Here is a 23,961-nt window from a genome sequence, read left to right on the forward strand (position 1 = left end):
AATAGAAAGATAAATAGATAATTGCTAGGTAGGCTTTGGAGCATAGGCTGAGCACCAACCGTTAATATTAACGGTTTTTCCTGGAAAGATAGCACAGGGTTGCCAGTTACTATTATTTGTATCATTACGAATTAGAAGGCAGTTTTTACATTGTTGGCCTTCAATATTTGATTCATTAACATATTTAAGTACGCTTGCTTGTGGATTGTTTTCTTCAAGGTGAGGAAGTTCAGCGGCAGAAACTGAGCGTATTAGATACTTATTATCGAGAGTCAGTCCGATTAACCCAGCAGCCGTTAATTGTAAAAAACGACGTCGTGATGATTTTTTCACCATAATACCTACCTTATTCGTTATATTGAATAACTACATTAGCTTTGCTCATTTGAACATAAATAAGTGTGCTAATAGTCTTGAGTAATATGCTCATTTTTTATTATTAAAGAGTAGTCTATAGAATATAAAATAGGCTAAAAAAAACAGTACTATCATGTTAATTTATTGAGTGATAATTATTATCATTTAAGCGATAATTATCTTTAAATAAATGATAATCATATGAAATAACAATCAAACGGTGTTTTAATGATTTAATTATATGTTTATAAAGAAATTAATAATAATGGATTATTGGCGGTATGTAATATTCCATTTTCGGTGTCTTTATTTATTGTTTTATTTCAGTCTTAATGTAGAAAATGCATAACTATAATTTGTAGCTGCTTTTTACTTTATATTCATTACTAATAAAACGGTATAGCGTCATTATTCTGGTTATTTCACATTGGGGCGAAATAACATTAAGAAATATACGTGTTTAGATTAGTTTTACCTGAAATCTTTCAAGGAGCAGCATATGTCTGACGGGAACGTATTTAAACAACCAAAACCGTTCTATTTGATATTTTCAATTGAATTCTGGGAACGTTTTGGTTTCTACGGTATGCAAGCAATTTTAACTGTTTATATGGTTAAAATTCTTGGCATGTCAGAAACCGCTTCTTTTACTTTATTTGGTGCTTTTTCAGCATTGGTATATGGCTCTGTTGCTATCGGTGGCTGGGTAGGGGATAAAGTTCTCGGAACAAAAAGAACCATTCGATTAGGCGCTATGGTGCTTGTTGTTGGTTATGCCTTATTAGGTTTATCTGCGACCAGTGGTTACGGTGGTTCAGATCTTATTTATATCGCAATGGGCTTTATTACTATGGGTAATGGCTTATTTAAAGCTAACCCATCAAGCTTATTAGCAAAAGTTTATGGTAAAGATGATCCTCGTCTAGATGGTGCATTTACAATGTACTATATGGCTATCAACTTAGGTTCGTTTTTCTCGATGCTATTATCACCATGGATCGCAGAAAGATTTGGTTATGATTTTGCCTTTGGTGTCAGTGCTGCAGGTCTTGTTATTACCCTTATCAATTTTTTTATTAGTGGTCATATTGTTAAAAATATCGGTTCTAAACCTGATATGAAACCTGTTAATAAAATATATTATATGGGTGTTGTTATTGGTGCCGTTGCGTTGAGTTTTGTTAGTTCTGTATTATTACAACATCTGTTTTATGCGCATGCTATTTTAATTGTTGTTGGTACGACTATTGTAGGGTTGTATTTTAAAGAACTCTTCTCAACATCAGGTCTTGAACGTGCAAAAATGTTTGTTGCGTTTGTACTGATGTTACAAGGTGTTGTATTTTTCGTTCTTTATTTCCAAATGCCAACGTCACTTAACTTCTTTGCGATCCATAATATCTCGCATGATTTATTTGGTATAAGAGTTGCTCCTGAACAGTTTCAAGCACTTAACCCATTATGGATCATGATTGCGAGTCCAGCACTTGCGATGATTTATAATAAATATGGTGATCGTTTCTCTATGCCATTTAAATTCGCATTGGGTATGGTGTTATGTAGCTTGTCATTCTTAGTATTAGTTCTTGGTGCGCATTTTGCCAATAGCGACGGTATTGTTGATTCAAATTGGCTTATTGTTTCTTATGGTTTCCAATCTATTGGCGAGTTGTTTGTGTCTGGTCTTGGTTTAGCCATGGTTGCTCAACTTGTACCACAACGAATGATGGGCTTTGCGATGGGTATGTGGTTCCTAACATCAGCAACAGCCGCTGTTATTGCTGGTTGGGTTGCGACGCTAACTGCAGCGCCTGCAAACGTTGTTGAACCGCATCAGACACTAATGTTATATAGTCATGTGTTTGGTATTATTGGTTACTCTACTGCGGGTATTGCAATTTTCACTATGATTATTGCACCTAAGCTAACGCGTGTTATGCGCGGTGAAGACACTTTATCAAAAGTGACTGCTGCATAATTATGAGCTAATGTTACTTAGTATCGATTAGTAAAATGTTCAAATGAAACGGGTGCCGACTGATAAAGTCATTGGCATCCGTTTTTTTTTGTCATAATGCGAGAGCAGAGCAGGAAGAATAACATTCATCGATATTTATGTTGGCAACATAGTAATGATTAAATCTCATTATTATCTAGTCAATGGTGTTGCTGTTGAAGAGACTAGAATGCGATATAGAAGGATTTGCGACAAGACTGTCGTTAGAGGGTAGAGAGATATGATGAACAGCTTACGGCAAGCGAGAGACGGTTTAATAAGTAATAGTATTAAGAAGAAACAAAAAAGCCTCAGTATCACGTTTGAAGTGATGAACTGAGGCTTTTTATTGCGCGTTAATAAATTAGCTTACTGAGATTGGATCGCTATTTTCACGCTGTGATTTTAGGTTTGCAAAGTATTGTTGGGTTTCATCAATAACAACATGGCGTAATACCACTAAACCAATCAGGTTTGGAATCGCCATTAAACCATTAACAATATCAGCAATAACCCAAATCATATCTAACTGCATGAATGCGCCACTGGCGATAAGCACTAAGAAAACTAATTTGTAAGGCATAATCGCTTTTACGCCAAATAAATAAGTAATACAGCGTTCACCGTAGTAGTTCCAACCCAAAATAGTAGTAAAGGCAAAGAACATTAAGCCAATGGATACCATTAATGGGCCATAATAAGCAGAATTCAAACCAGCAGCAAAGGCATGTGTCGTCATTGTTGCGCCAGCAAAATCACCTGTCCATGCACCAGTAACCACAAGGGTTAAACCCGTCATTGTACAAATGATGATAGTATCAAAGAACGTTCCCGTCATTGAGACTAAGCCTTGGCGTACACATGAATTTGTTTGCGCAGCAGCCGCAGCAATTGGCGCACTGCCTAATCCTGATTCGTTAGAGAACACACCTCGTGCAATACCCGATTGAATAGCTAACATCATTCCGGCACCTACAAAACCACCAGTAGCCGCATGACCAGTAAAAGCTGATTGAATAACGGTTTCAATTGCAGCGGGTAGTGCGTGGAAATTAGTACCTAAAACAATTAAGCAGGCCATAATATAAAAGCCAGCCATCAATGGTACAACCGTGCTTGCTACTTTTGAAATCGATTGAATACCACCTAATGTTACTGTCGCAACTAAAAGCGTTAATATAACAACGGTAATTTCTTTGGGTGCATTCAGTGAAATATGTGCAGCTTCCACAATCGCATTCGCTTGCGGAAAGGTACCTATACCAAAACAAGCAACACCGACGGCAAAAATAGCAAACAGTTTAGCAAGCCATTTACTACCAACGCCTTTTTCAAGGTAGTACATTGGACCACCAAGAATTTGACCATTGGCATCAATTTCACGGTATTTAACGGCTAATAAGCATTCTGCATATTTTGTTGCCATGCCAAACAAAGCAGCAAGCCACATCCAAAATAGCGCGCCTGGGCCACCTAATTTGATTGCAGTTGCAACACCAACAATATTACCTGTACCTATTGTGGCAGATAAAGCAGTACACAAAGCAGCAAAACTTGATACATCACCTTCACCGGAGCTATCTGGATCTTTTTTGCCACCAAACACATATTGCAATGCGAGTGGTAAATAGCGGATCTGGATAAAACCAAGTCGAATTGTGAGGTATAAACCTGTACCTACTAATAAAATTAATAGGGGAGGCCCCCAAATAAAGCTATCTAATGTGCGTAGAAAATTAAAAATTGTGTCATGTAGTGGATTCATTATTCCTCCTTCAACGTACAAAGGAAGAGATATAGAACAACAGGTAAGTGTTAGTTACAGAATGGCTTCTTGTTGCTGCTCTTATCTCCTCTGTCCTTTTGCCTGAGAGTTTCACCGTAATATGCTACGGTTTGCTCCTTCGGCGCTCGATTTAACGAGTCTCTCCAGAGGCTCCTCCAATAACAGTCCATACCTATTGCATTACTGCAACGTGGTGCCTGAAAGATTTACGAGTCAAAACATGATGGGATCATATCGTTTTTCGCTTACTTCTTCGGCGGGCCGACGTGTTATGCCATAATGGCATTCGTCAATGGCCGCTCTCCTGCTATCTTCATCGGAACTCATTTCGACCGTAATGTTAGGGGATAAAAATGTGATTGTCAGCAAAAAAGTAAAAAAAAAAGCGCTAGCTAAATAAAATAAGCCTCAGATGTAAATAAAAAGAATATTCCGTATAAAAATAAACCAGCCAAATAGGTATCAGTTATGTCAGCATAATTGATATTAGTAGCAAGTTATACTTGATAACTAAGGATTTAAATTATTATCGAGTATAGTGATCAGTTCGTTATTGGCGTCAGATGTAATTTCCCAACCAAATACTCCGCCAAGTTTGTGTTTCTTTGCGTAATCAGCTTTTGCTTTAAGGGACCGTTTATCTTCAAAGCTAATATATTCTTTATTTTTTTGATTATAGAGTACAGCGGCCTCTGCATGTTGGTCATAGAAATAGCGATAACCTAATTTGGGGTTGTTGATAAAATACTTACTGATATCACTGTAAGTAAAATATCCAGGATCTTTAATATCAGATCCTTTTTTTAATCCACCTTGGCTCTGTAAATTTTCAAGTTTGTCGGGAGATATAAGATCAACGCCTTGCCAGCCTCTGCCATAAAAAGAACTACCAATAATAATCTTATGTGGATCAACCTTTTTCCCTATTAGTGTTTTGATTAGATTATCGACAGAATTATTATTTGGTGTATTGGGGGTACTGTATAAATTACTGTGATGACCAACGATGTTATCCCAGTTACCTAAGAAATCAAAGCTCATTAAATAGAGTTGATCTAAATGATTAGTAACCTGCGCCCAATTGATACCCGGTAAGGTTTTTGTGTCAGCATTGATGGCTGCCGAAAGTTGGTATTGACGGTTATGCTGACGACCAAGATCGTCTAATTTATGGCGTAATCCTTCAATTAAAAGACTATAAGCTTGTCGTTCTTGGATGACTTGATTTTGTCCTTTACCGGATAAACCATGACCACCAGGATATTCCCAATCAATTTGGATACCATCAAAAAAATCATATTTAGTGATTAAATCTACAGCAGTATTGATAAATGTTTGTCGATAAACAGGATTAACAGCAACCGTATGAAAAGGCTCTGAAAGGGTCCAACCACCAAAACTTGGAAGAATATTTAAGTGAGGGTGTTTTTCTGATAACAGCTTTAACTGACCAAAATTTCCTTTATAGCTGACGTTAGTTGCAGTTTCACCTGTGAGTTTTATTTGTAATGCTGCATATTCATCGAGAATAATAGCGGTGCCAATAGGTTTATCTTTACATTGAGTTTTGATGATTTTTTTGATGTTATCTGGTGATGAATCCACAGGACCACAGACGGCTAGAAAAGCATAGATAAGATGAGTTAATTTTTCAGCTGGAATCATACTTGCGGAATACGGATTATTGGGTGTATAAATTTTCCAATCAGGATAATAAGCGGCAACGACATAAGGACGTTTATGCTCAGCAGCATGAGCAATATTTATTTGAAATAATAGGCTACAGGCTAACAGTAAAGATACATAAAAGGGGCGAATTGTAGCTAAAAATGGAATCATTTACATTTAATTAATTTATAAGATTAGGCTGCATTATTGACCATATTATAAAATACAGAAAATCGTTTGTTATTTTTATTCGATATGCGTCACAAAACAATGGTTAATTTTAATGGTTGTGTGAGTCAGGCTAAGTTATAGAATTTTAGATATTCTTTCTGATTATCGTTTTATTTTTCATTGGTATATTGATGTAATAATGCTGAAATCTAATATTTAGAACAACAGATACTGTGATATTCCATTACTTTATTAAGAGTATGTATTTATATTCTTATTTAAATGTATAAATACAGTTGTATATTTAAAGTGTAATGTTGGATAGCGAAATGCGTTAGTCGTCGTACTAGGGGGTAATGTGATTTGGGTTAATTGCTGCCATAAAGAAAAATATACTAGTGTTAAAAATAATCTTATTAAATATCATAATGTTTTAGATGTTTCACCGTATGAGTTATTATTAACAATGTCAGGAAATGAATTGATATTTATTGAAATTGAGAACTCACAATCTAATGGTTTTAAATTATTGAGGATTATTAAACAGCATTATTCTATTGTTAAAATTGTGATTGTTTACCATGAGTTAGATTCTGAATTAGCCATTGTGGCTTTACGTGCTGGTGCAGAAGATATTTTAGTTGCGAGTGCGAATAGGCAAAAAATTGATAGTTGTTTAAGTCGACTACATACCCATAGAGAAGATATCATTGTAGGTGATGATCTGTCACAACGTGAACGCTCAATATTACCAGCATTATCAATCATTGATAATGATATTAGTGCACCATTGCGTGAAGATGAGTTAGCGAAAGCGTGTGATTTTTCTGCCACTTATTTTTCTCGATTATTCCATACGACAATGGGTGTGACATTAAAACAATATATTATTCAAAAGCGGTTAGATTTAGCGTGTGGATTATTAAGTTCTGATCATGAAAAAATTGCATCAGTGGCTACTTCTGCAGGATTTAAAGATGTGTCTTATTTTTCTCGAGTATTTAAAAAACATATAGGCTGTTCACCAGGAAAATTTCGTTCAAATAATGATAAAGAATCATCGTAGATGGATGATTATTTACAGTTTATATTAGAGTTGTTTCTAATTAGAATAGACTTCTTTTGATGATTTGAGTAATGACAATATTTGATGAATTACTTGGTACTAACGATAGCTGCTCGAGAGTAGAAATAAAAAAGGCATCGACAATTGTCAATGAAATTACACCCTGATCAAGGTGGGTCTCAAGCATTAATCGCAGTATGCAATAATACAGAGCCTTTTCATCGTAAATACTATTATTAAAAATAGGGCATAATAATAAAATATATTGTATATCAGGAGTATTAAATGGATTTATCAGCGTATCAAGGGATTATATTTGATATGGATGGCACATTAGTTGATTCAATGCCTACTCATATTAAAGCATGGCAGCAGACATGTCATGATTTTGGATTGCCATTTGAATGTGATTGGTTTTATTCAATGGGTGGATCACCCACGATTAATACCGCGATAGCATTATTAAAAAAATATAATATTGATGCAGATCCTCAGTTATTGGTTATGAGTAAATTACGCCATTTTGATGATATCAACCATAAGGGCGATATTATTCCTGCGACATTTTCCATATTGAAACAACAAAAAGCAATAAACAAACGTATTGCTGTTGGTACAGGGTGTTATCGTTACCATGCTTTAGAAATACTAACGACATTAGGTATTCTGCCTTTACTTGATGTAGTCGTTACTGCAAATGATGTTCAGCGCCATAAACCATTACCTGATACCTTTTTGGAAGCGGCACGAGCATTAGGCATACCACCAGTACAATGTGTGGTATTTGAAGATACAGAATTAGGTTGCCAAGCGGCACATGCTGCAGGTATGGATTGTTACCGAGTCCGTGATGGGATAATTGGTGAATTTCGAGCTTTTAAACAGTAAGGTTTAGCCATATAGATAAATACGTTATGCTGGTGGCGTTTTTTTACTTACTAGTGATGTCATTATGACTAAACATTCATCGCCTGAACATCCTCAACATCAATTATCTGAAACTCGTTTTTGGATTCAACGTTTAAGCAAAACATCTATTCGCGCATTACATATCTTAGGTGTTGCCATATCGAGTGGCGGTTTTATTTATCATCTTGATAAAGCGCTATGGCTCAATTGGTGGTTATTAGCCATGTTCAGTGGTGTCTTAATGATGGTACAAGAAATTTATCGTTCAAAGTTGTGGTTAATTCAACTTAAGGGCGTATTAACCTTTATTAAATTAGGATTACTCGCTTCAATTGCTTTGCTTCCACAGCAACAACCCAATATTTATATTACAGTATTATTACTTTCAGTCTTTATTGCTCATGGACCTGCAGGATTACGGCATTACTCGATTTGGCATCGAAGGGTTATTGATGAACCTCGAAAGAGAAGGCGAAATAATCTGAATGGATAATAAAAAGCCGTTAGTTGATCTTGTCACTAACGGTTTTTATTACAATAGAATCAGCGAAAATACATCATAGTTAGTACACTAAAAGGAATGAGTTAATAAAGGTGTTAGGAATGATAAAATATGGAGTGTTGTATGTATTGTTAGCAGTTGTATGTGCTGGTGCGGTAATGATAGCTGATCGAGTTAATAATGATCATTCCTTGACGGGAACTAAAAACACATTGTCTTTAGATAATGATAAAGATCGTGCCGAATTTGCGGCGGAAATTGTACGTAAATATATATTAAAGCCAGATCAATCTTTACCGATAAGTGAAGATGGTTTGTTTCCTTATCTTTATGGGTATGCAGATTTAAATAATAACGGTAGTGATGAAGTTTTTATTCTTATGCAAACTGAAGAATATTGTACTAAAACAGGTTGTCAGGGATACCTGTTTAACCATACTCAGAAAAAATTAGCACAATGGGTAAATATCTACCAACCGATTTTATTGGCCGATGAATCACATAATGGCTGGCGTGATATTTTAATTGCTGACGATAATAAAATGTACCGTATTGAATATAATGCAGGTCATTACCTCACTGATATAAGCAAAGCACCTGAGTTTAATAATCGTCAGCAAGCATTAGTGGCTGTTGGGCTTGCACTTGATAGTCAATATTACCGCAAAGGTGGTAGTAATCTAGCGCTTAATTATTCGCAACGTATTTTTGATTGCCAACAATGTTTTTTATTTAGCTTTAATCGATATGATGAATCGGATAATGATTTTTATTTAATAGTTAATACGAAAGATAAAACGGTGAGTATGTATCCTTGATTTTTATTACGGCATAATAATCCACAGCTATTGCAATGCAAATATTGTATCTATATGTTACAAAGAGTAAATATATAATACGTTTATTTTCAGCAGGTTATAATAGTAAGGGCTTTTTTTTAGATTTGTTTATTTACCGCATATGACTATTGCTTATAGCGATAACTCAATATATATATACAGCTAATATTTATAATAAAAATAACTTATTGGACGTGTATTGTGGTAAATAAAAAATTGATTGTGTTGGCTATATCATCGGCTCTTTTGATGGGGTGTAATGGCGGTAGTGATTCAAGTGATCCTATTCCTCCACCACCGGTTGTTGATCCTGATACATCAGAACCACCACCCATTGTTGATCCTGATAAACCAGAGATTTTACCTCCCGTAGTTGATCCTGAAACGCCTGAGATTATCCCACCTGTTGATCCCGATAAACCAGAGATTTTACCACCCGTGGTTGATCCTGAAATACCTGAGATTATTCCCCCTATTGATCCTAATAAACCAGAGATTTTACCTCCAGTAGTTGACCCAGAAGATCCTGATGTTGTTCTGTCTGCAACAGGTGTGTTTTCACTTAATGGTGGTATGAATTTTGGTACGAGTGTCATTTGTAATGATTCACCCGCTACTGATTTTATTATCGAGCATAACGATACGATTAAATGTTCATTTGATAATATCGAATTAGCGACATTTACTGCGGTTCAATTGCAAACAACTAAGTCCGGCTCTAAAGAAAAAACTAAATTACTGACACTTGCTGAATCAGATCGCTTTGCTGCTTTTGCTGATGATGCCCAACGTCAAAATGCAGTTGCTAATACACAAGCATTATTGAATAAAATGGCTGTTGTAAGCGGTAAAGTGATTGATTTTAAATTGTCAGATATTGACCAAGTACGGTTTAATCTTTTCTATAATACTGATGATATATTGCTGCCAACCGCTGAATTTAATGCGTTGATTAGAGATAAAATTGACGAAAGTACAGAAACTGACAGCAAACCATCAACTCATGAACCTGAATCACAACCGGTTGTGTCACCAGGAACGAGTAATGATTTAAACAGTGGTTTTGTAAGTGCTAATGCCGAGCAAAATTTAAGTTACCAGCCAACCAAATTTATCTTAACGGAAGGCTTTTTACGTGATCTTGATGGTCAACCTATTGTCGGCGTTGATTATTACAGTCCATCAGGGCGAGGGCAAACTGATGCTGAAGGTAAATTTAGTTTTAGCTGGGGTGAAAGTGTTGCCTTTGGTGTTGATACCTTTGAGCTAGGTGAACTTAAAGCCAATAAAACCCAATTTACGGTGACAGATCTAGCTGAAGGGCATGCTGGGCGTAATATTGTTCGTTTATTACAGCGCTATTCTGACGCTACTGATCATATTCAGATTTCTGAGCGTGTTCATAACGTATTTGCTCAATACCCTAATGTGATTAATGAAGCGTTAAATATCGAGTTGTCTGAGTCAGTACAATTGAATGATGGTACTGGTGCGTTAAAACCTGTTGCTGGTGAGTTTGATAAGCAATTTGAATCAGGTTTAGCACAGCAGATTGATAGCGCAATTTGTGGTGATACTTGTAAGGCAAATGTGGCTTTCTCACCCTTGTCATTTCCGCGCACTGCAACAGTAACCGATAAGAATATCCAAGCGGATATTAATAAGCTTTGGGGTGCAGGGGCTGAGGCGATTACAGCTGGCTGGAAACCCGTTAATAAATTCCACGTGTTTACTGATTCAACATGGTTTTATGGTAGTTCTGGTGGTGCTCGAGGTCAAAGTTCGATCAATATATCTAATCGTGCTTTTCCTATTTTAATGGCGCGTAATGATAATAACTATTGGATCAAGTTTGGTGATAAAAAAGCGTGGGATGAAAAAAGCCTAGCGTATATTACTGAAGCACCATCAATAGTTGAGCCAGAAAAGGTTGGAGCAGAGACTGCAACGTTTAACTTACCGTTTATCAGTATTGGTGAGTTAGGAACCGGTAAAATTATGATGGTGGGTCATAATCGCTATAACAGCATTTTGGTCTGCCCTGATAGCTATAGTTGGAACGGCAGTGTTGATAAGAATGGTGTGTGTAGTCAGCGCGGTGCTGATTCAATGGATAGCCCTGATATGAGTAACTTCTTTACTAATACGTTCCGTTACTTATTAGGCGAGAGTTATAGTCATTCTGCGGATCCTATTACTGTTGGAACCAATATATCACATGTTTATTTCCGTCAAGCAGGGCAAAAGGTTGGTCGCTCCGCAGAATTTAAAGCAGATAAACGCTTTAAGTTAAATATTGAACAAGTGACTGATTTTAGTTCGATTGATCCGGAAACAATGCCATTAGTGATTCTTAATGGATATGAATTTAATACTATTACAAGTGGTTATACTATTCCGACTGTTGCTGATATCAGTAAGCCTAAACTAACAGAGCAAGATGTTTCTGGCTTACTCAGCTATGTTGAGCGTGGTGGCAATATACTTATTATGGAAAGTATTACTTCTCAACCTAAAGATGAGTTTGCTCGTTTATTAGATGGTGCGGGTTTAGCACTTAATGGACACTCAGTGATTAATAGTGGCCCTAATGGTTATCCTGATCGTGTACGTGAACAGCGTGAATATGGTTTTTGGGTCATTGAACGTTATGCGGCTATACAGGGTGAGGATAATAAACCCGCCTTGCCTTATACGATAAATGCAGATGGTTCTGTGAATTGGGATTTTATTACCAATAATAAACCCGATGATAAACCCAAATTAGAAGTTGCAAAGAAAACCATTACTAACGATGACGGTACAAATGTTGAATTATTAGCTTTTATTGATACATATAATAAAACACCAGCACAAATTAATATTGCAAAACAGCAGCTATTGGATGAATTTGGTTATTCGGAGTGCCAGCTCGGCGATTATCACTATGAGGTTAACTGCTTAGAATATCGACCAGGGACAGGTATTGCGACTGATGGTGGCATGTATACACCACGTTACCAAGAATTAGATCTTAATGAAGCCACAGCGAAAGCAATGGTAAAAGCGGCAGATCTTGGGACAAACATTGAACGTTTATATCAGCATGAATTGTATTTCCGCACTAAAGGCCATAAAGGTGAACGTCTAAACAGTGTTGATCTCAATCGTATTTACCAAAATATGACGGTATGGCTGTGGAATAAAATTGATTACCGTTATGAGTCTGGTCTTAATAATGATGAATTAGGTTTTGAACGTTTTACTGAATTCCTAAATTGTTATGGTGATACAGCCGATAGTCAAATGGCGTGTAGTGCAGAGTTAGGTCAAAGCCTTATTGATAACAACATGGTTTATGGTGCGAATAGCGATGTAAATGCAGAATACCAAGGCTGGATGAACCCAAGCTATCCGCTTAACTATATGGAAAAACCATTAACGCGCTTAATGCTGGGCCGTTCATATTTTGATTTAGATATTAAAGCCGATATTCGTCAATATCCGGGTGAAGCCAAAGGTTCATCGTCAGCCAATGTGGATGTTGATTTATCAAGTAATACCGTTGCATGGTACGCGGGTAATCGTCAATCAACAGGTCAATGGGCTGTGGCACATCAGCCATTTACTATTTCAGTACAAGGAAATAGTAACCCAGTGACGGTGACCGTTGCTTTAGCTGACGATCTAACTGGACGTGAAAAGCATGAGTTAGGTTTACAACGCCCACCGCGTGTATCTAAATCATTCACATTACCTGCTGGTGGCTCGAAAGAGTTTACTGCGCCGTACGGTGGTTTGATTTATGTCTCAGGTAATGAAACAGGAAATGTTACTGTTAACCTAAATGGAACCGTTGCTGCACCATGGTATAAAGATAATGCTTGGGTAAACCCTCAAGATTCAGTGGCTCCAATTGGTGAAATTGAATCGAATAGCTTTATTTATACTGCTGCGTCAAAAAATCTACAAGCGAGTAATTATGGTGGTAGTCCACAGCAATTCGCACAAGAGTTAGATGTTTTTGCCGAAGATTTAAATGATTTTTATGCGCGTGATGAAGTGAAGGGTGAAGGTACGGGGCATCATCGTAAAGTAACGGACACGGCATTACCAAATAATAAGCATCATGTAGTTAATGATGTCGCTATCTCTATTGGTGCGGCACACTCTGGTTATCCGGTTATGAATATCAGCTTTGATACTAAAAGTAGTGATATTAAAATGTCACCGCTAAACAGTTGGTTGTTATGGCATGAAGTCGGTCATAACGCAGCTGAAGCACCATTTAGTGTTGAAGGTTCAACTGAGGTTACTAACAATATTCTGGCACTTTATATGCAGGATAAACATCTTGGTAAAATGGCGCGTGTTGAACAAGATATTCGTATGGCACCTGATTTTGCTAAATTAGACTATGCTTGGGCAGCTGGTGGTAATGGCGAACGATTAGTGATGTTTGCTCAATTAAAAGAGTGGGCTGAAGCTGAGTTTGATATTACTAACGTTATTATTGGAAAGTTACCTAGTTATTACGTTACTGATGTTGATGGCATGAAGGGCTGGAATTTATTTAAACTAATGCACCGTCTAACGCGTGGTGGTTTAGAAGACAATATGCAATTACCAATACCGAATGCTTGTCACTCAACACCAGGTTTGAGTAAAGGTGATCAACTAATGGTATGTGCATCTTATGCAGTACAAGCTGATTTAAGTGGTTTCTTTGATGCTTGGTCTCCAGGTTCAAAAGCGTATATGGTCCCTGGGGCGACAGAACCTTCTTACGAAGGGGGCATTACACCTGCGGGTCGTGCAGCAGTCAAAGCATTAAAGCTTGATGCACCAAAGCATGATCCATTACAAATTAATTCAGTGACAGTACGTCAAATGAATTAAATAACGTCAATATATACATCAAAAAAATAAAACCGCGTATCTGAATGATGCGCGGTTTTTCTTTATTAATAACTAAATATTACGTTTTCTATACAACAAATGCCCGCTGATATAGCATCCATGCGGTAAGTTGTTGAATGTCTTTTTCGATTAGTGCGCATAGCATATCTTCAGGGATCGGTGCTGTTTCTGTATAAAACGGCGGCATCTCTCCATGCTTACAACGATCAGGAAATGTTTGTTTGATCCATTGTAATTGGTTGACCCAACGATCTGTAGATTGTGGTTTATCTGATTGAATACCTAATTTTGTCGCTAATAATAATGCATCATTTAAACGTTGAATTAATACTAATAAGCTTAGCCAGTCTTTCGATGTACGAGGACTTAAATTAGGTTCTTTAAGTAAATTCATCACTTCGCCATTTAATGAATAATAACGTTGCTGGCTTTGGTATAAGTTAATTTTTTGTTCCCATTGCGGTTTGTTTAGCACTGCAACATATAAGATTTGGGAATTTATCATGCTGGCAGTATGACGATCTAACCATGTCATTGTCCAACTTGGTGCAATGAAATAGTTCACTGAAAATGCAATAGTTACCCCAAATAAGGTGTCGATAATACGATAAAAAGACACATAAGTATTATCTGGGGATAACAAGCTAATCGCGAATACAATCATTGATGTTAGCCAAAACACATGGATGTCGTAACGTTCTTTGTGGTATGACGTAAAAGAAAAGAAGACGGAAATACTGGTTAGTAACAGAAGGTATTGTGGTGGCACAAAATATAAGCAGATAAAGCAATAAATCCCCCCTAAAGAGGTACCAGAAAAACGGCTCCAAATTCGGTGGTTAGTGACTGCCATTGATGATGTTAGTAATACAATAAATGCCGTTAGTGAAATCCAATAGCCTTGTGGGAGGTGGTAAAATTCAGTTAAAAATTGAGTTACCGCTAATGTAACCGCAATTTTACCAGCATGGCGCCATTCTTTAGAATTAAATTTGAGAGCAAGACGGAAATCACTGATAAATGCTTCACTGTCATTAGTAAATAAATAGATATTTTTACTGTTATCGGGTGATGCAAAAGTATCAAAGTTATAGCAGCGTTTGAATTTTTCTATTATATCAATAATATATATTGTATTTGTGTATTCATTCGTTGCAAATGTTGCGGTGATTTGTTGTTTGTTTTTTAATTGCTCGGAGGCTTTTTCTATCCACTCAAACAGTTTAATGCGTGTTGTTGTATGAATATCAAAGCTGAGTACTCGCTCTAAACAAATAATATATTCAGACATTTCTAATAAACGTTGTAGTTCTATTTTTATTTGTAGGGCGCGTTTAGATGATGATACAGAATTACTATAATACGCTAAATTGTGGGCACTTAGATAAAAGAACTGTCGTTTTGCCGCTAGCTGTGCTTCATTATTAGATAAACGTAATTCATTAAGCCAATCAGCCAATGCGTTGTGCACAGTTACTGTGTGTTGATGCAATATACGTCCTTTAAAAAAAGGCCATAGCATTAAAGATGAGAGCGTTACACAAAAGCCAGCAAAGACATTAGCCATAAGAACAATACTTAAACTATCGCCGACTGAGGCAAAGTGAATCGCCATAATGTAGATAAAGCCAAAGTTATAACCAAATAGACGAATGTGAGGGCGTTGGTTAGACATTAAGCCATAAAGGATAGCAATTGAGCATAATGTAATCGCACTTAACCACATATCACTAAAGACTAAAAAAGCTAAATAGGTTGCAATAACGGTGATTAGTATTGAAATAGACAGTATTTGTAATCGTTTTAAATAGGGTAGATTTCGCGCTTGGACCCCGAGTAACCATGCTGTAATTAGGCCAGAGATCCCGGCACTAGTGAAACCCAAGCTATAAAATACACCTAGGCTAACTAACATTGGAACAGTTATACGAATAGAATCGGGGATGTCTGCAGCATTGGAAAACCAGCGGCTAAACATAGTCGTTAACGTTGTTATTTTCATTATGGCGGCTTGTTAATAGTGAAATATGCAGATACGACAAAAATCAGTTGAGAAGTAAAACTAGATAAGTCATGAAATATAATAAATTGTGCAATACAAGTAATGCGTTGTTACAAAAGGTCATTAATGAAAAAGAGAGGCAGTGCATCGTGTGAAGCACTGCTTTTTTCATTTAATTAGGCTGATTGTAATAACAATTTGCCCAGGTAATTCATTGCAAATGCAGCATCTTGTGCTGCTGTATTTACTTTTTTGATTAATTGTTGTGCGCGTTCATCATCGTCTTTTAAACTGATTTGTATTTTTTTAACCAGTTGTTCTGCCATTTCTGTTTTTTGTTTACAGTCATTAAATAACGCAGAAATAACTGAAATATCGATGTCACCACCTTTATCGAATAAATCGGCAGCAATGTTATATACCGTATGAAATTGATTAGCTGTATCTTTTTTCCCAGCCTCAGCTTCTTTAGCCCACTCCGTAGACCATGTCTTAAAAATAACGGCAATTTGTGGGTTAGGTTGCACTTTTATTGGTTGCATTATGTAGTCCTTGAAGTGGTTATAACTAGCATAGTAATGCAGCTGATAACGGGTTTAAAGAGCAAATTTTAGAAAGTGACAGCATTGAGTGAATTTCATTGTTATTGATTTTTTTTTAATCAATAAGTGAGGGTTAACCATACAATATTGAGTGTGGTATCACATAATTTAGTTATATATACCGTTTTACATCAAGATCTTTGCGAAATGGCTTGCATGCGACACTGTAACGTTTTACGTTAAACATAGCCCTTGGCAGTAGTGATAGCCAATAGGTGCTAAGGAGAAACTCATGATTAATGTGAACTTCGAATTGGCAAACCAAGCATATGCTAAAGTGCTAATGTATCCTTATGGTGGCGAAATTGAACAACATGAATATACAGCACTGCGCGCCTTCCGTTGGGATTTAGCACGGGCTGGCAAGCCAATTGATCAAGTTTTTGATTTAAGACTACAAGCAAGCGGTTATCGAAAAATAGCCTCACAGCCTGCAAAAGCCCATCGTCCACTTCCTGCGTGTGTTTTAGCACAAATGAGTGAAAGCTGGAAAGGCCAACATGGTTACTTATAATGTTTGATTATACTTAAGGCTAAAGAATATATTTCTTTAGCCTTTTTATTTTTATTTAAAGAATATTGCTATATTTAAAATAAAGATAAAAAACCAGCCATTACTGACTGGTTTTAATATATAGATACTATTTGATTGTTTTATTTATTAAACGTATTGCCATTTGCTTCTCGTGCTTCTGCAATAGTGTCAGGGTGCCACGCTCCTTCAATATCTTTCAGTTCTTTAAACTTAGAGCGATCAAATTCTGGTGTTTTACCTGCTTTAAGCTGTTCTTCATAATCTTTGATGACTTTAATAGCCAATCCAGAAAGGAAGATAAGGGCAACAATATTGACTAATGCCATTAAGCCCATAGAAACGTCAGCTAGACTCCAAACAACAGGTAGTGAAGCAACAGCACCAAACATTACCATGCCTAATACACAAAGGCGGAACAACAATAGGCCTTTTTTTGTATTACCGTTTAAGAACATAATATTTGTTTCTGCGTAGGTATAGTTTGCAATAATCGATGAGAAACAAAATAGTAAGATAGCAGAAGCAATGAAATAAGTTGTCCAATCACCTAGTTGGTTGCTTAATGCTTGTTGAAGCAAACCAATGCCAGTTGCAGCATCAGGAGAGTTCATTACCCCTGAAAGCATGATCATTGCAGCTGATGCAGTACAGATAACAATAGTATCAACAAACACACCTAGCATTTGCACAAAGCCTTGCGATGCTGGGTGGTTAGGGTTTGGTGTTGCACTTGCTGCTACGTTCGCTGCAGAACCCATACCGGCTTCATTTGAAAACAGACCACGCGCAATACCACTTTGCATTGCTTGTGAAGCGGTGAAAGCGACACCACCAGCAACAGCTTCATGCCAACCAAATGCACTCTTTACAATCAGTGCTAGTACAGCAGGCAGCTCTGTAATATTCATTGCAACAATAACGAGTGCGATAGCTAAATAACCTACTGCCATAATCGGAACAATTTTTGTTGATGCTGTCGCAACGCGGCGTAAACCACCCATAATAAAGAAGGCAGTAAAGATAACAATCACAATACCTTGCGTCGTTTCATCCCAACCAAAAGAGTGGTGTAGTGCGTCTGTGATGGTATTTGCTTGAACGGCATTAAAGACAAAGCCAAAAGCAATAATAAGGCAAATTGAAAAAAGAGTACCCATCCAGCGCTTGCCAAGACCTTGCTCCATGTAATAAGCAGGTCCACCACGGTATTGACCGTCAACATCTTTGACTTTGTAAACTTGAGCAAGGGTTGATTCAATAAATGCAGTCGCCATTCCAAAAATAGCGATTAGCCACATCCAAAAAATAGCGCCTGGACCACCAATGGTCAGCGCAACTGCAACACCGGCCATATTACCGGTACCAACACGTGCTGCCATTGACGTACAAAAAACTTGATAAGAGCTAATGCCATTTTCTATTTCACGGCCGCTTTTTAATACTTCGATAGAGTGACGGAATTGACGTATTTGGATAAAACCAAGACGAACACTGAAGTAAATTCCTACACCAACTAATAAATAAACGAGAAGTTGGCCCCATAAAACGCCGTTTACTGAAGCAATAATCGCCATTAAGGTGTCATTGATTGATCCCAGTATATTTCCATTCGTAGAAGTCATATTTTTTCCTGTTAATAAAACTATGCAACCTTAAAAGGCTACTTAGTGAAGAGGAACATTCATTACTTGTGAGTGCTCTTGCTATCGGTTTCTATAATAGGTTTTTTATTGCTTATAATGTGTAATATATACATCCATAATTTATTACAATTATTAAACATGTAACCGATTTCATTGCCGTCTAAGACGATGCAAGGTAGCACAAAAAATCAGAAATCCAAGGAGACTTATATCACAAAAAAAGAATTATTACTATGTAACACGTTACATTGTTAATAGGGCTTTGTATTTTTATTATTTATAATCAATGGGTTATAAATATTTGTGAATGGGGTTAGATAAAGGGTATTGTACGGCGTGCATTATCGTATGTTGAGATTTTGCCATTAAAAAAAAGAGTATTTGAATTCTTAATCACTAGATTATTAATTATTTTTCGGTGAGATTGTTTATGAGGAGCATAGTAATAAAGGCATCTAGAATAGAAATAGGTACTAAAGTAAGTAGAGAGCAAGATAATACATTGCTCTCTTAATAATGTCATAAAAACCAAATATGAGAATAGTTACTTTCCAGCAGCTTCAATATGTATTTTCTTATGACAATTACCGTAGAAGGGACGTCCTTTAGGTCCTGATTCAAGTAGCTCTTGGAGGTTACTGTTAACATTAAATGATTTTCCGATATTCAACCGTACTTCATTTAAGTATTTACCTTGGCTACAAGCTAAGCTTATACGGTCAACGGCATTTGCACCAAAGTGAGAGATAAGATTTTTCTTAAAACTGGCGGTTGAGACATTTTTACCAATATTGGTTTTGATAAATTGACCAATCGCAGAGGCATCTACTTTTTCAACCAGTTTCGTTGCTGTTAAAAAGTAGTCATTAGCGTCGAGGTTTTGACAAACACCGTGTTTTTTCCACTCATATTCACCAAATTTTGTTTGGTAATAAAAATTGGGCATCCATGGCGCAATATCTTTTATTGTTGATGCTGAAAGATCTAAGCGAGCATAGCGGTCACAATAGCCATATTTTGTGCCACAACTGGCTTTATTTGGCCATAACCCATGTAGCGTTAAATTAGTAATGTTTAATTTACCGTCATTAATTGCCGTACATTCAGGCTTATTACCTTTGTAGTTAACATGTTCACAAAATCCAGGTTGCCATGTTAATGCTAATACATATGAATCAAAGTCATTACGGGTGTCACAACTTTTTGATGACGCCTTGAATGAAGTAGAAGTCGATGTAGAAGATTTAGAGAGATCATCACTATTAAACTGTGTTGTACCACATGATTTACTGACCCAGCGCATTGCTGGAGATGCATTAGGAATAAGTATTTGTACCCAATCAAAATCTTTTTTATTAATGGATTTTATTGCATATTGTTTATTGTTTACTAGTTGGGTGTTATCAGGATTAGTTTGTTTACGAAAAGATTGATAAGCCTCACATTGGCCATTTGAAGTAAAGTTACCTGATGAATGAATTGATGCATTGGCAGCAAAGCTAGATAAGGAAATGATATTACCGACAATAACGGTAACTAAAAGAGAATTAAGACGCACAATTTGCCTACGATTGAATGATAATTTAAGGCTAACTATAGTTGATTATTACATTTTTATTAAGGGGTATAAGGTAGGGCACAGAATAATTAGATGTGATGTTGTGCGAAAAATAGCGTCAAAAAAGAACATACATACGATTTAAAGTGAATAAATTGACGATTTTTTTAAATTAGTGTTCACAATAAAGCTAACTCAGAGTAATATTCACAGAAGTAGCGTCCCCTGTTACACGAAAATGAAAAGATCAATTATAATAAAAGAGTCTTTAATGTGAACATACTCACTTTAAAGAGTATTGGTAGGTAAACACCAATCTCATTTATTCATCTGAGGTTATTAATTTCATTTAGCTAAATATAGAACAATGTTAATTTTTATCATTAAGATTGTTTATTTTATCAATGCATGCTTAGCAATTTTCATGTTAAAGCAGATTTGTATTATTATCCGAGGTTATTAATGGACAGTTTCGCAGCTGCAGAAAAAGCGCTCAGTGCGATGTTAAAAAGTGTAGAAGCAGGCGGTGAAGTTAAAGAAGCCCGCGTTGACTACCGTCAAATTTTAATTGATTTTGCCGATGAAGTTCCAGGACGCCAAAAAGCAGTAATCAAGCGTATTCCCCTACAGAAAATAAATAACCTAATTGCTGTATTACACGAATTTAAGCAAGAATCTCGTCATTCTCGTATGATTGAGCTTTTAGCAATGATGGAAAAAGATGATGTATTACCACATGATCTTGTTATTAAAGAACTACCTAATCAAGCTTAATAGCGATATAAATCAATAATTAAGCCTTATATCTGATTATTTTAATATAATTATATTTATACTGGCAGGGTGTTTTAATACTATATTTATCGAGTAATTTCGATTACAGCCTTCTTATTTTAATATAGTAAATTGCATTTTTATATTGATCACTTATTCAGTATACAGAGTTCATTATATTGGCTCTGTATACTCTTGTCTGATCTAATGCTTTTAAATAAGCATATTATGCATGCTGTATTTTATCTTCAATATCTAGCCTTCCTATCATACATAGATCATAATTAAACGTTGTTTTATTTTAAATGTGCTATTTGGTAAGCCTTTAATTTATAAAGCGACTTGTTTATGTTATTAATAAATATTATTTCGATTAATTGATCATTAAGGATTTTATGTGGGTAATATAAACTGTGATGAACCTTTTATTAATGCTCAACACATTACTAAGTTTTATCGTAACAAAAAAGCATTCGAAAACATTAGTTTTAGTTTATCTAGTGGGCAAGTTATTGGTTTGCTTGGACATAATGGTGCTGGTAAATCAACGTTAATTAAAACGTTATTAGGAATGCATAGTTGCGCTGGTGAATTAAGTATTTTTGGTCTGTCACCTGAAAAACACCGTGACAAAATAGTTGAAAATCTTGCGTATATTTCTGATGCCGCCATGTTACCTGAATGGATGACGGTGAAGCAATTAATGACATATGCAACAGGTGTACATCTTCGCTTTGAACAACAAAAAATGCAGCAATATTTAGCTCAAACTAATATTAATATTCACAGTAAAATAAAAACATTATCGAAAGGTATGAAAGTACAGTTACATTTGGCGCTGGTAATGGCTACAAACGTCAATGTACTTATTTTAGATGAGCCGACTCTTGGACTCGACCTAATGTACCGCTCAACATTTTATCGAACGTTGATGGCGTGGTTTGCTGAAGGTGAGCGTGCATTAATTATCGCGAGTCATGAGGTTAATGAAATAGCCCATTTATTAACTGATGTTTTAGTGCTTAAAAATGGTCAAGCTGTATTACAAGCCTCTCTATCCTCATTGGAAGCGGAGTTTACGATATTATCTGTGAATGATGATCATATTGTTGCCGCAAAACAATTGAATCCATTAACGGTTAATTGTCAATTAGGTCAATATCGACTTTTATTTGAAGGTGCTGATGTTTCTCAATTGGCATTGTTAGGGGATATTAGTCAACCTAGTCTTGCTGATATATTTTTAGCGAAACAGCAGGAGTCAATATTATGAAACAAAGCTATACCTTAGTAAAAAATGAATTATTAGAACATACAATCCTTATACGATTGCCGTTGTTTTTAGCGTTATTTGCTGCTGTATTAGTTGTAATAGTATTGAGCAATATTAATAATTTATCTTTTAATATTCAAATGAATGGTATTGATGGTTGGCAACCACCGATGACATCATCATTTGCTGGTGTTATCGGCTCTGTGTCCTTTTTTATTGCTGGTATTGTGTCCTTACTGAGCTTTTTTACTTACTCTGCGAGAGCGCTCGCAAAGGAGCGTAAAGAGGGTAGTTTAGCTTTCTGGCATTCAATGCCGGTGAGTGATGGTAAAGCAATTGCCATTAAGATATTTGTGGCATTAATTATTATTCCATTATTGTCTTCATTACTATTGTTGTTTATCGATGTCACCGTATGGATAGTCGCTATGTGGGTTATGCCTGCCGATATGTTAGTAGAAAACTCACTTTCTTTGGCTGCGATGGGTTTACATTGGGGGCAGTTTATTTCAATGATGGCGGCGATGAGCTTAGCGTTATTGCCTATTGTTTGTATTATTTTTTGTGCTTCTCAGTTAACGGAACATCCATTATTAGTCTTGTTTGTTGCAATGACGCTGGTTAAGTTCATTAGTTACATGTTGTTTGACTCAATGGCGATAGGTGTTTGGTTAAACCGTGTCAGTAATTTGGCGTTTAATATTTTAACCAGTGAACACCCTTGGCAAACATTAGGAAGTGTAGGTTCGATAACATTATTTGGATTATTGATTATTGCGGTAGGGTTATTTAAGGTTAGTGTTTATCTGCGGAGTGGTGATTAATTGTAACGGCTTAATATTTGGTTATTTAAAAGAGAATGCAGAGCTACATTCTCTTTTATTTTACTTTTGATTGAGCCATGATTATTTTATTTCATATATACATTCATTCAGTATATCGGCTCAATGATAAAGTCTATGTTTAATAATTAAGCTGCAGAAACAGACTCAATGTATTGTACTTCATTTTTATATTTACGAACATTACGAGATAGCGTGCCTTTTGGTAGCTCGTAACGCTTCTCTGCTTCGTAGCTTGATAGCCCATCAAAAACCACGGCTGCAACAGCAACACGCTGATTTTCTGACTTGAAGATACGTTGTGCGATTAAATCATATTGTGTATTAGTCATAGTCTTGCCTATTTAAATTTTTTGGAGTGGGATTATGGTCGTTCCAATACGTCCACTCAATGCTTGAAAAACGGTCGACCTGTTATCTATTATAACAAGTAAACAAATGCTGTTAGCAAGACAATAGCAATATGAACCTTAACAGAAGATTAATAGAATTATTTTTATTACTTAATTTAGACGTTAAAATGAAAAATTTTAATTTAA

General features: G+C 36.1%; 18 protein-coding genes and 1 riboswitch. Of the genes, 10 read left to right on the forward strand and 8 right to left on the reverse strand.

The features are described from left to right. Positions 1–24: 24 nt before the first annotated feature. Positions 25–336, reverse strand: a complete 312-nt coding sequence (locus GLP24_RS07370; RefSeq protein ID WP_101766927.1) for a high-potential iron-sulfur protein — start codon at positions 334–336, stop codon at positions 25–27. A gap of 520 nt (positions 337–856) precedes the next feature. Here GLP24_RS07370 and dtpA point away from each other — a divergent pair. After that, on the forward strand, positions 857–2,335 hold the full coding sequence (gene dtpA, locus GLP24_RS07375; protein WP_101766926.1) for a dipeptide/tripeptide permease DtpA: 1,479 nt from the start codon (positions 857–859) through the stop codon (positions 2,333–2,335). Between the two features lie 382 nt (positions 2,336–2,717). Here the strand turns inward: dtpA and GLP24_RS07380 are convergent, their stop codons facing one another. Both GLP24_RS07380 and GLP24_RS07385 read right to left on the reverse strand, forming a co-directional pair. Continuing rightward, on the reverse strand, positions 2,718–4,118 hold the full coding sequence (locus tag GLP24_RS07380; protein ID WP_101766925.1) for an alanine/glycine:cation symporter family protein: 1,401 nt from the start codon (positions 4,116–4,118) through the stop codon (positions 2,718–2,720). An 80-nt stretch (positions 4,119–4,198) separates the two neighbouring features. Beyond that, positions 4,199–4,296: riboswitch (glycine riboswitch) on the reverse strand. A gap of 353 nt (positions 4,297–4,649) precedes the next feature. Beyond that, positions 4,650–5,978, reverse strand: coding sequence for a glycoside hydrolase family 18 protein (locus GLP24_RS07385; protein ID WP_232615786.1), 1,329 nt, complete (start codon positions 5,976–5,978; stop codon positions 4,650–4,652). A 358-nt stretch (positions 5,979–6,336) separates the two neighbouring features. On the opposite strand from GLP24_RS07385, the gene GLP24_RS07390 reads away from it, so the two are divergent. From GLP24_RS07390 to GLP24_RS07410, 5 genes are all read left to right on the forward strand, one after another. After that, on the forward strand, positions 6,337–7,044 hold the full coding sequence (locus tag GLP24_RS07390; protein WP_221942517.1) for a response regulator transcription factor: 708 nt from the start codon (positions 6,337–6,339) through the stop codon (positions 7,042–7,044). 285 nt (positions 7,045–7,329) lie between these two features. Further along, entirely contained in the window at positions 7,330–7,932 is a 603-nt protein-coding gene (locus tag GLP24_RS07395; protein ID WP_232574972.1) for an HAD family hydrolase, read from the forward strand. A 64-nt stretch (positions 7,933–7,996) separates the two neighbouring features. Then, positions 7,997–8,446 carry a hypothetical protein gene (locus GLP24_RS07400; RefSeq protein ID WP_232574973.1) on the forward strand — a complete coding sequence of 150 codons (450 nt, stop codon included), beginning with the start codon at positions 7,997–7,999 and terminating at the stop codon, positions 8,444–8,446. Positions 8,447–8,556: 110 nt separating this feature from the next. Next, on the forward strand, positions 8,557–9,273 hold the full coding sequence (locus GLP24_RS07405; RefSeq protein WP_232615787.1) for a hypothetical protein: 717 nt from the start codon (positions 8,557–8,559) through the stop codon (positions 9,271–9,273). Between the two features lie 222 nt (positions 9,274–9,495). Further along, complete coding sequence (locus GLP24_RS07410; RefSeq protein ID WP_232615788.1) at positions 9,496–14,172, forward strand: SslE/AcfD family lipoprotein zinc metalloprotease; 4,677 nt, start codon at positions 9,496–9,498, stop codon at positions 14,170–14,172. 88 nt (positions 14,173–14,260) lie between these two features. On the opposite strand, the gene GLP24_RS07415 is transcribed toward GLP24_RS07410, so the two are convergent. Together GLP24_RS07415 and GLP24_RS07420 are read right to left on the reverse strand one after the other, a co-directional pair. Continuing rightward, positions 14,261–16,195 carry an FUSC family protein gene (locus GLP24_RS07415; RefSeq protein WP_221942509.1) on the reverse strand — a complete coding sequence of 645 codons (1,935 nt, stop codon included), beginning with the start codon at positions 16,193–16,195 and terminating at the stop codon, positions 14,261–14,263. 176 nt (positions 16,196–16,371) lie between these two features. Continuing rightward, positions 16,372–16,737: a hypothetical protein gene (locus GLP24_RS07420; RefSeq protein ID WP_101766917.1), complete on the reverse strand. Its 366-nt coding sequence runs from the start codon at positions 16,735–16,737 to the stop codon at positions 16,372–16,374. Positions 16,738–17,029: 292 nt separating this feature from the next. Between GLP24_RS07420 and GLP24_RS07425 the strand changes: the two genes are divergently transcribed. Further along, entirely contained in the window at positions 17,030–17,311 is a 282-nt protein-coding gene (locus GLP24_RS07425) for a hypothetical protein (RefSeq protein WP_101766916.1), read from the forward strand. Between the two features lie 140 nt (positions 17,312–17,451). On the opposite strand, the gene GLP24_RS07430 is transcribed toward GLP24_RS07425, so the two are convergent. After that, entirely contained in the window at positions 17,452–18,954 is a 1,503-nt protein-coding gene (locus tag GLP24_RS07430) for an alanine/glycine:cation symporter family protein (RefSeq protein ID WP_232575698.1), read from the reverse strand. 565 nt (positions 18,955–19,519) lie between these two features. Beyond that, positions 19,520–20,533 carry a ribonuclease T2 family protein gene (locus GLP24_RS07435; RefSeq protein ID WP_232575697.1) on the reverse strand — a complete coding sequence of 338 codons (1,014 nt, stop codon included), beginning with the start codon at positions 20,531–20,533 and terminating at the stop codon, positions 19,520–19,522. Between the two features lie 462 nt (positions 20,534–20,995). Here GLP24_RS07435 and GLP24_RS07440 point away from each other — a divergent pair, with 462 nt between their 5' ends. From GLP24_RS07440 to GLP24_RS07450, 3 genes are all read left to right on the forward strand, one after another. Then, complete coding sequence (locus tag GLP24_RS07440; protein ID WP_101766913.1) at positions 20,996–21,307, forward strand: hypothetical protein; 312 nt, start codon at positions 20,996–20,998, stop codon at positions 21,305–21,307. Positions 21,308–21,704: 397 nt separating this feature from the next. Further along, entirely contained in the window at positions 21,705–22,580 is an 876-nt protein-coding gene (locus GLP24_RS07445) for an ABC transporter ATP-binding protein (RefSeq protein ID WP_407951496.1), read from the forward strand. Then, positions 22,577–23,404, forward strand: a complete 828-nt coding sequence (locus GLP24_RS07450) for an ABC transporter (RefSeq protein ID WP_232599084.1) — start codon at positions 22,577–22,579, stop codon at positions 23,402–23,404. Before GLP24_RS07445 ends, GLP24_RS07450 begins: the two co-directional genes overlap by 4 nt. 146 nt (positions 23,405–23,550) lie before the next feature. Here the strand turns inward: GLP24_RS07450 and GLP24_RS07455 are convergent, their stop codons facing one another. Then, on the reverse strand, positions 23,551–23,754 hold the full coding sequence (locus GLP24_RS07455; RefSeq protein WP_036795050.1) for a hypothetical protein: 204 nt from the start codon (positions 23,752–23,754) through the stop codon (positions 23,551–23,553). Positions 23,755–23,961: the final 207 nt, after the last annotated feature.

This window comes from Photobacterium carnosum (assembly GCF_021236965.1).
Lineage (GTDB): Bacteria > Pseudomonadota > Gammaproteobacteria > Enterobacterales > Vibrionaceae > Photobacterium > Photobacterium carnosum.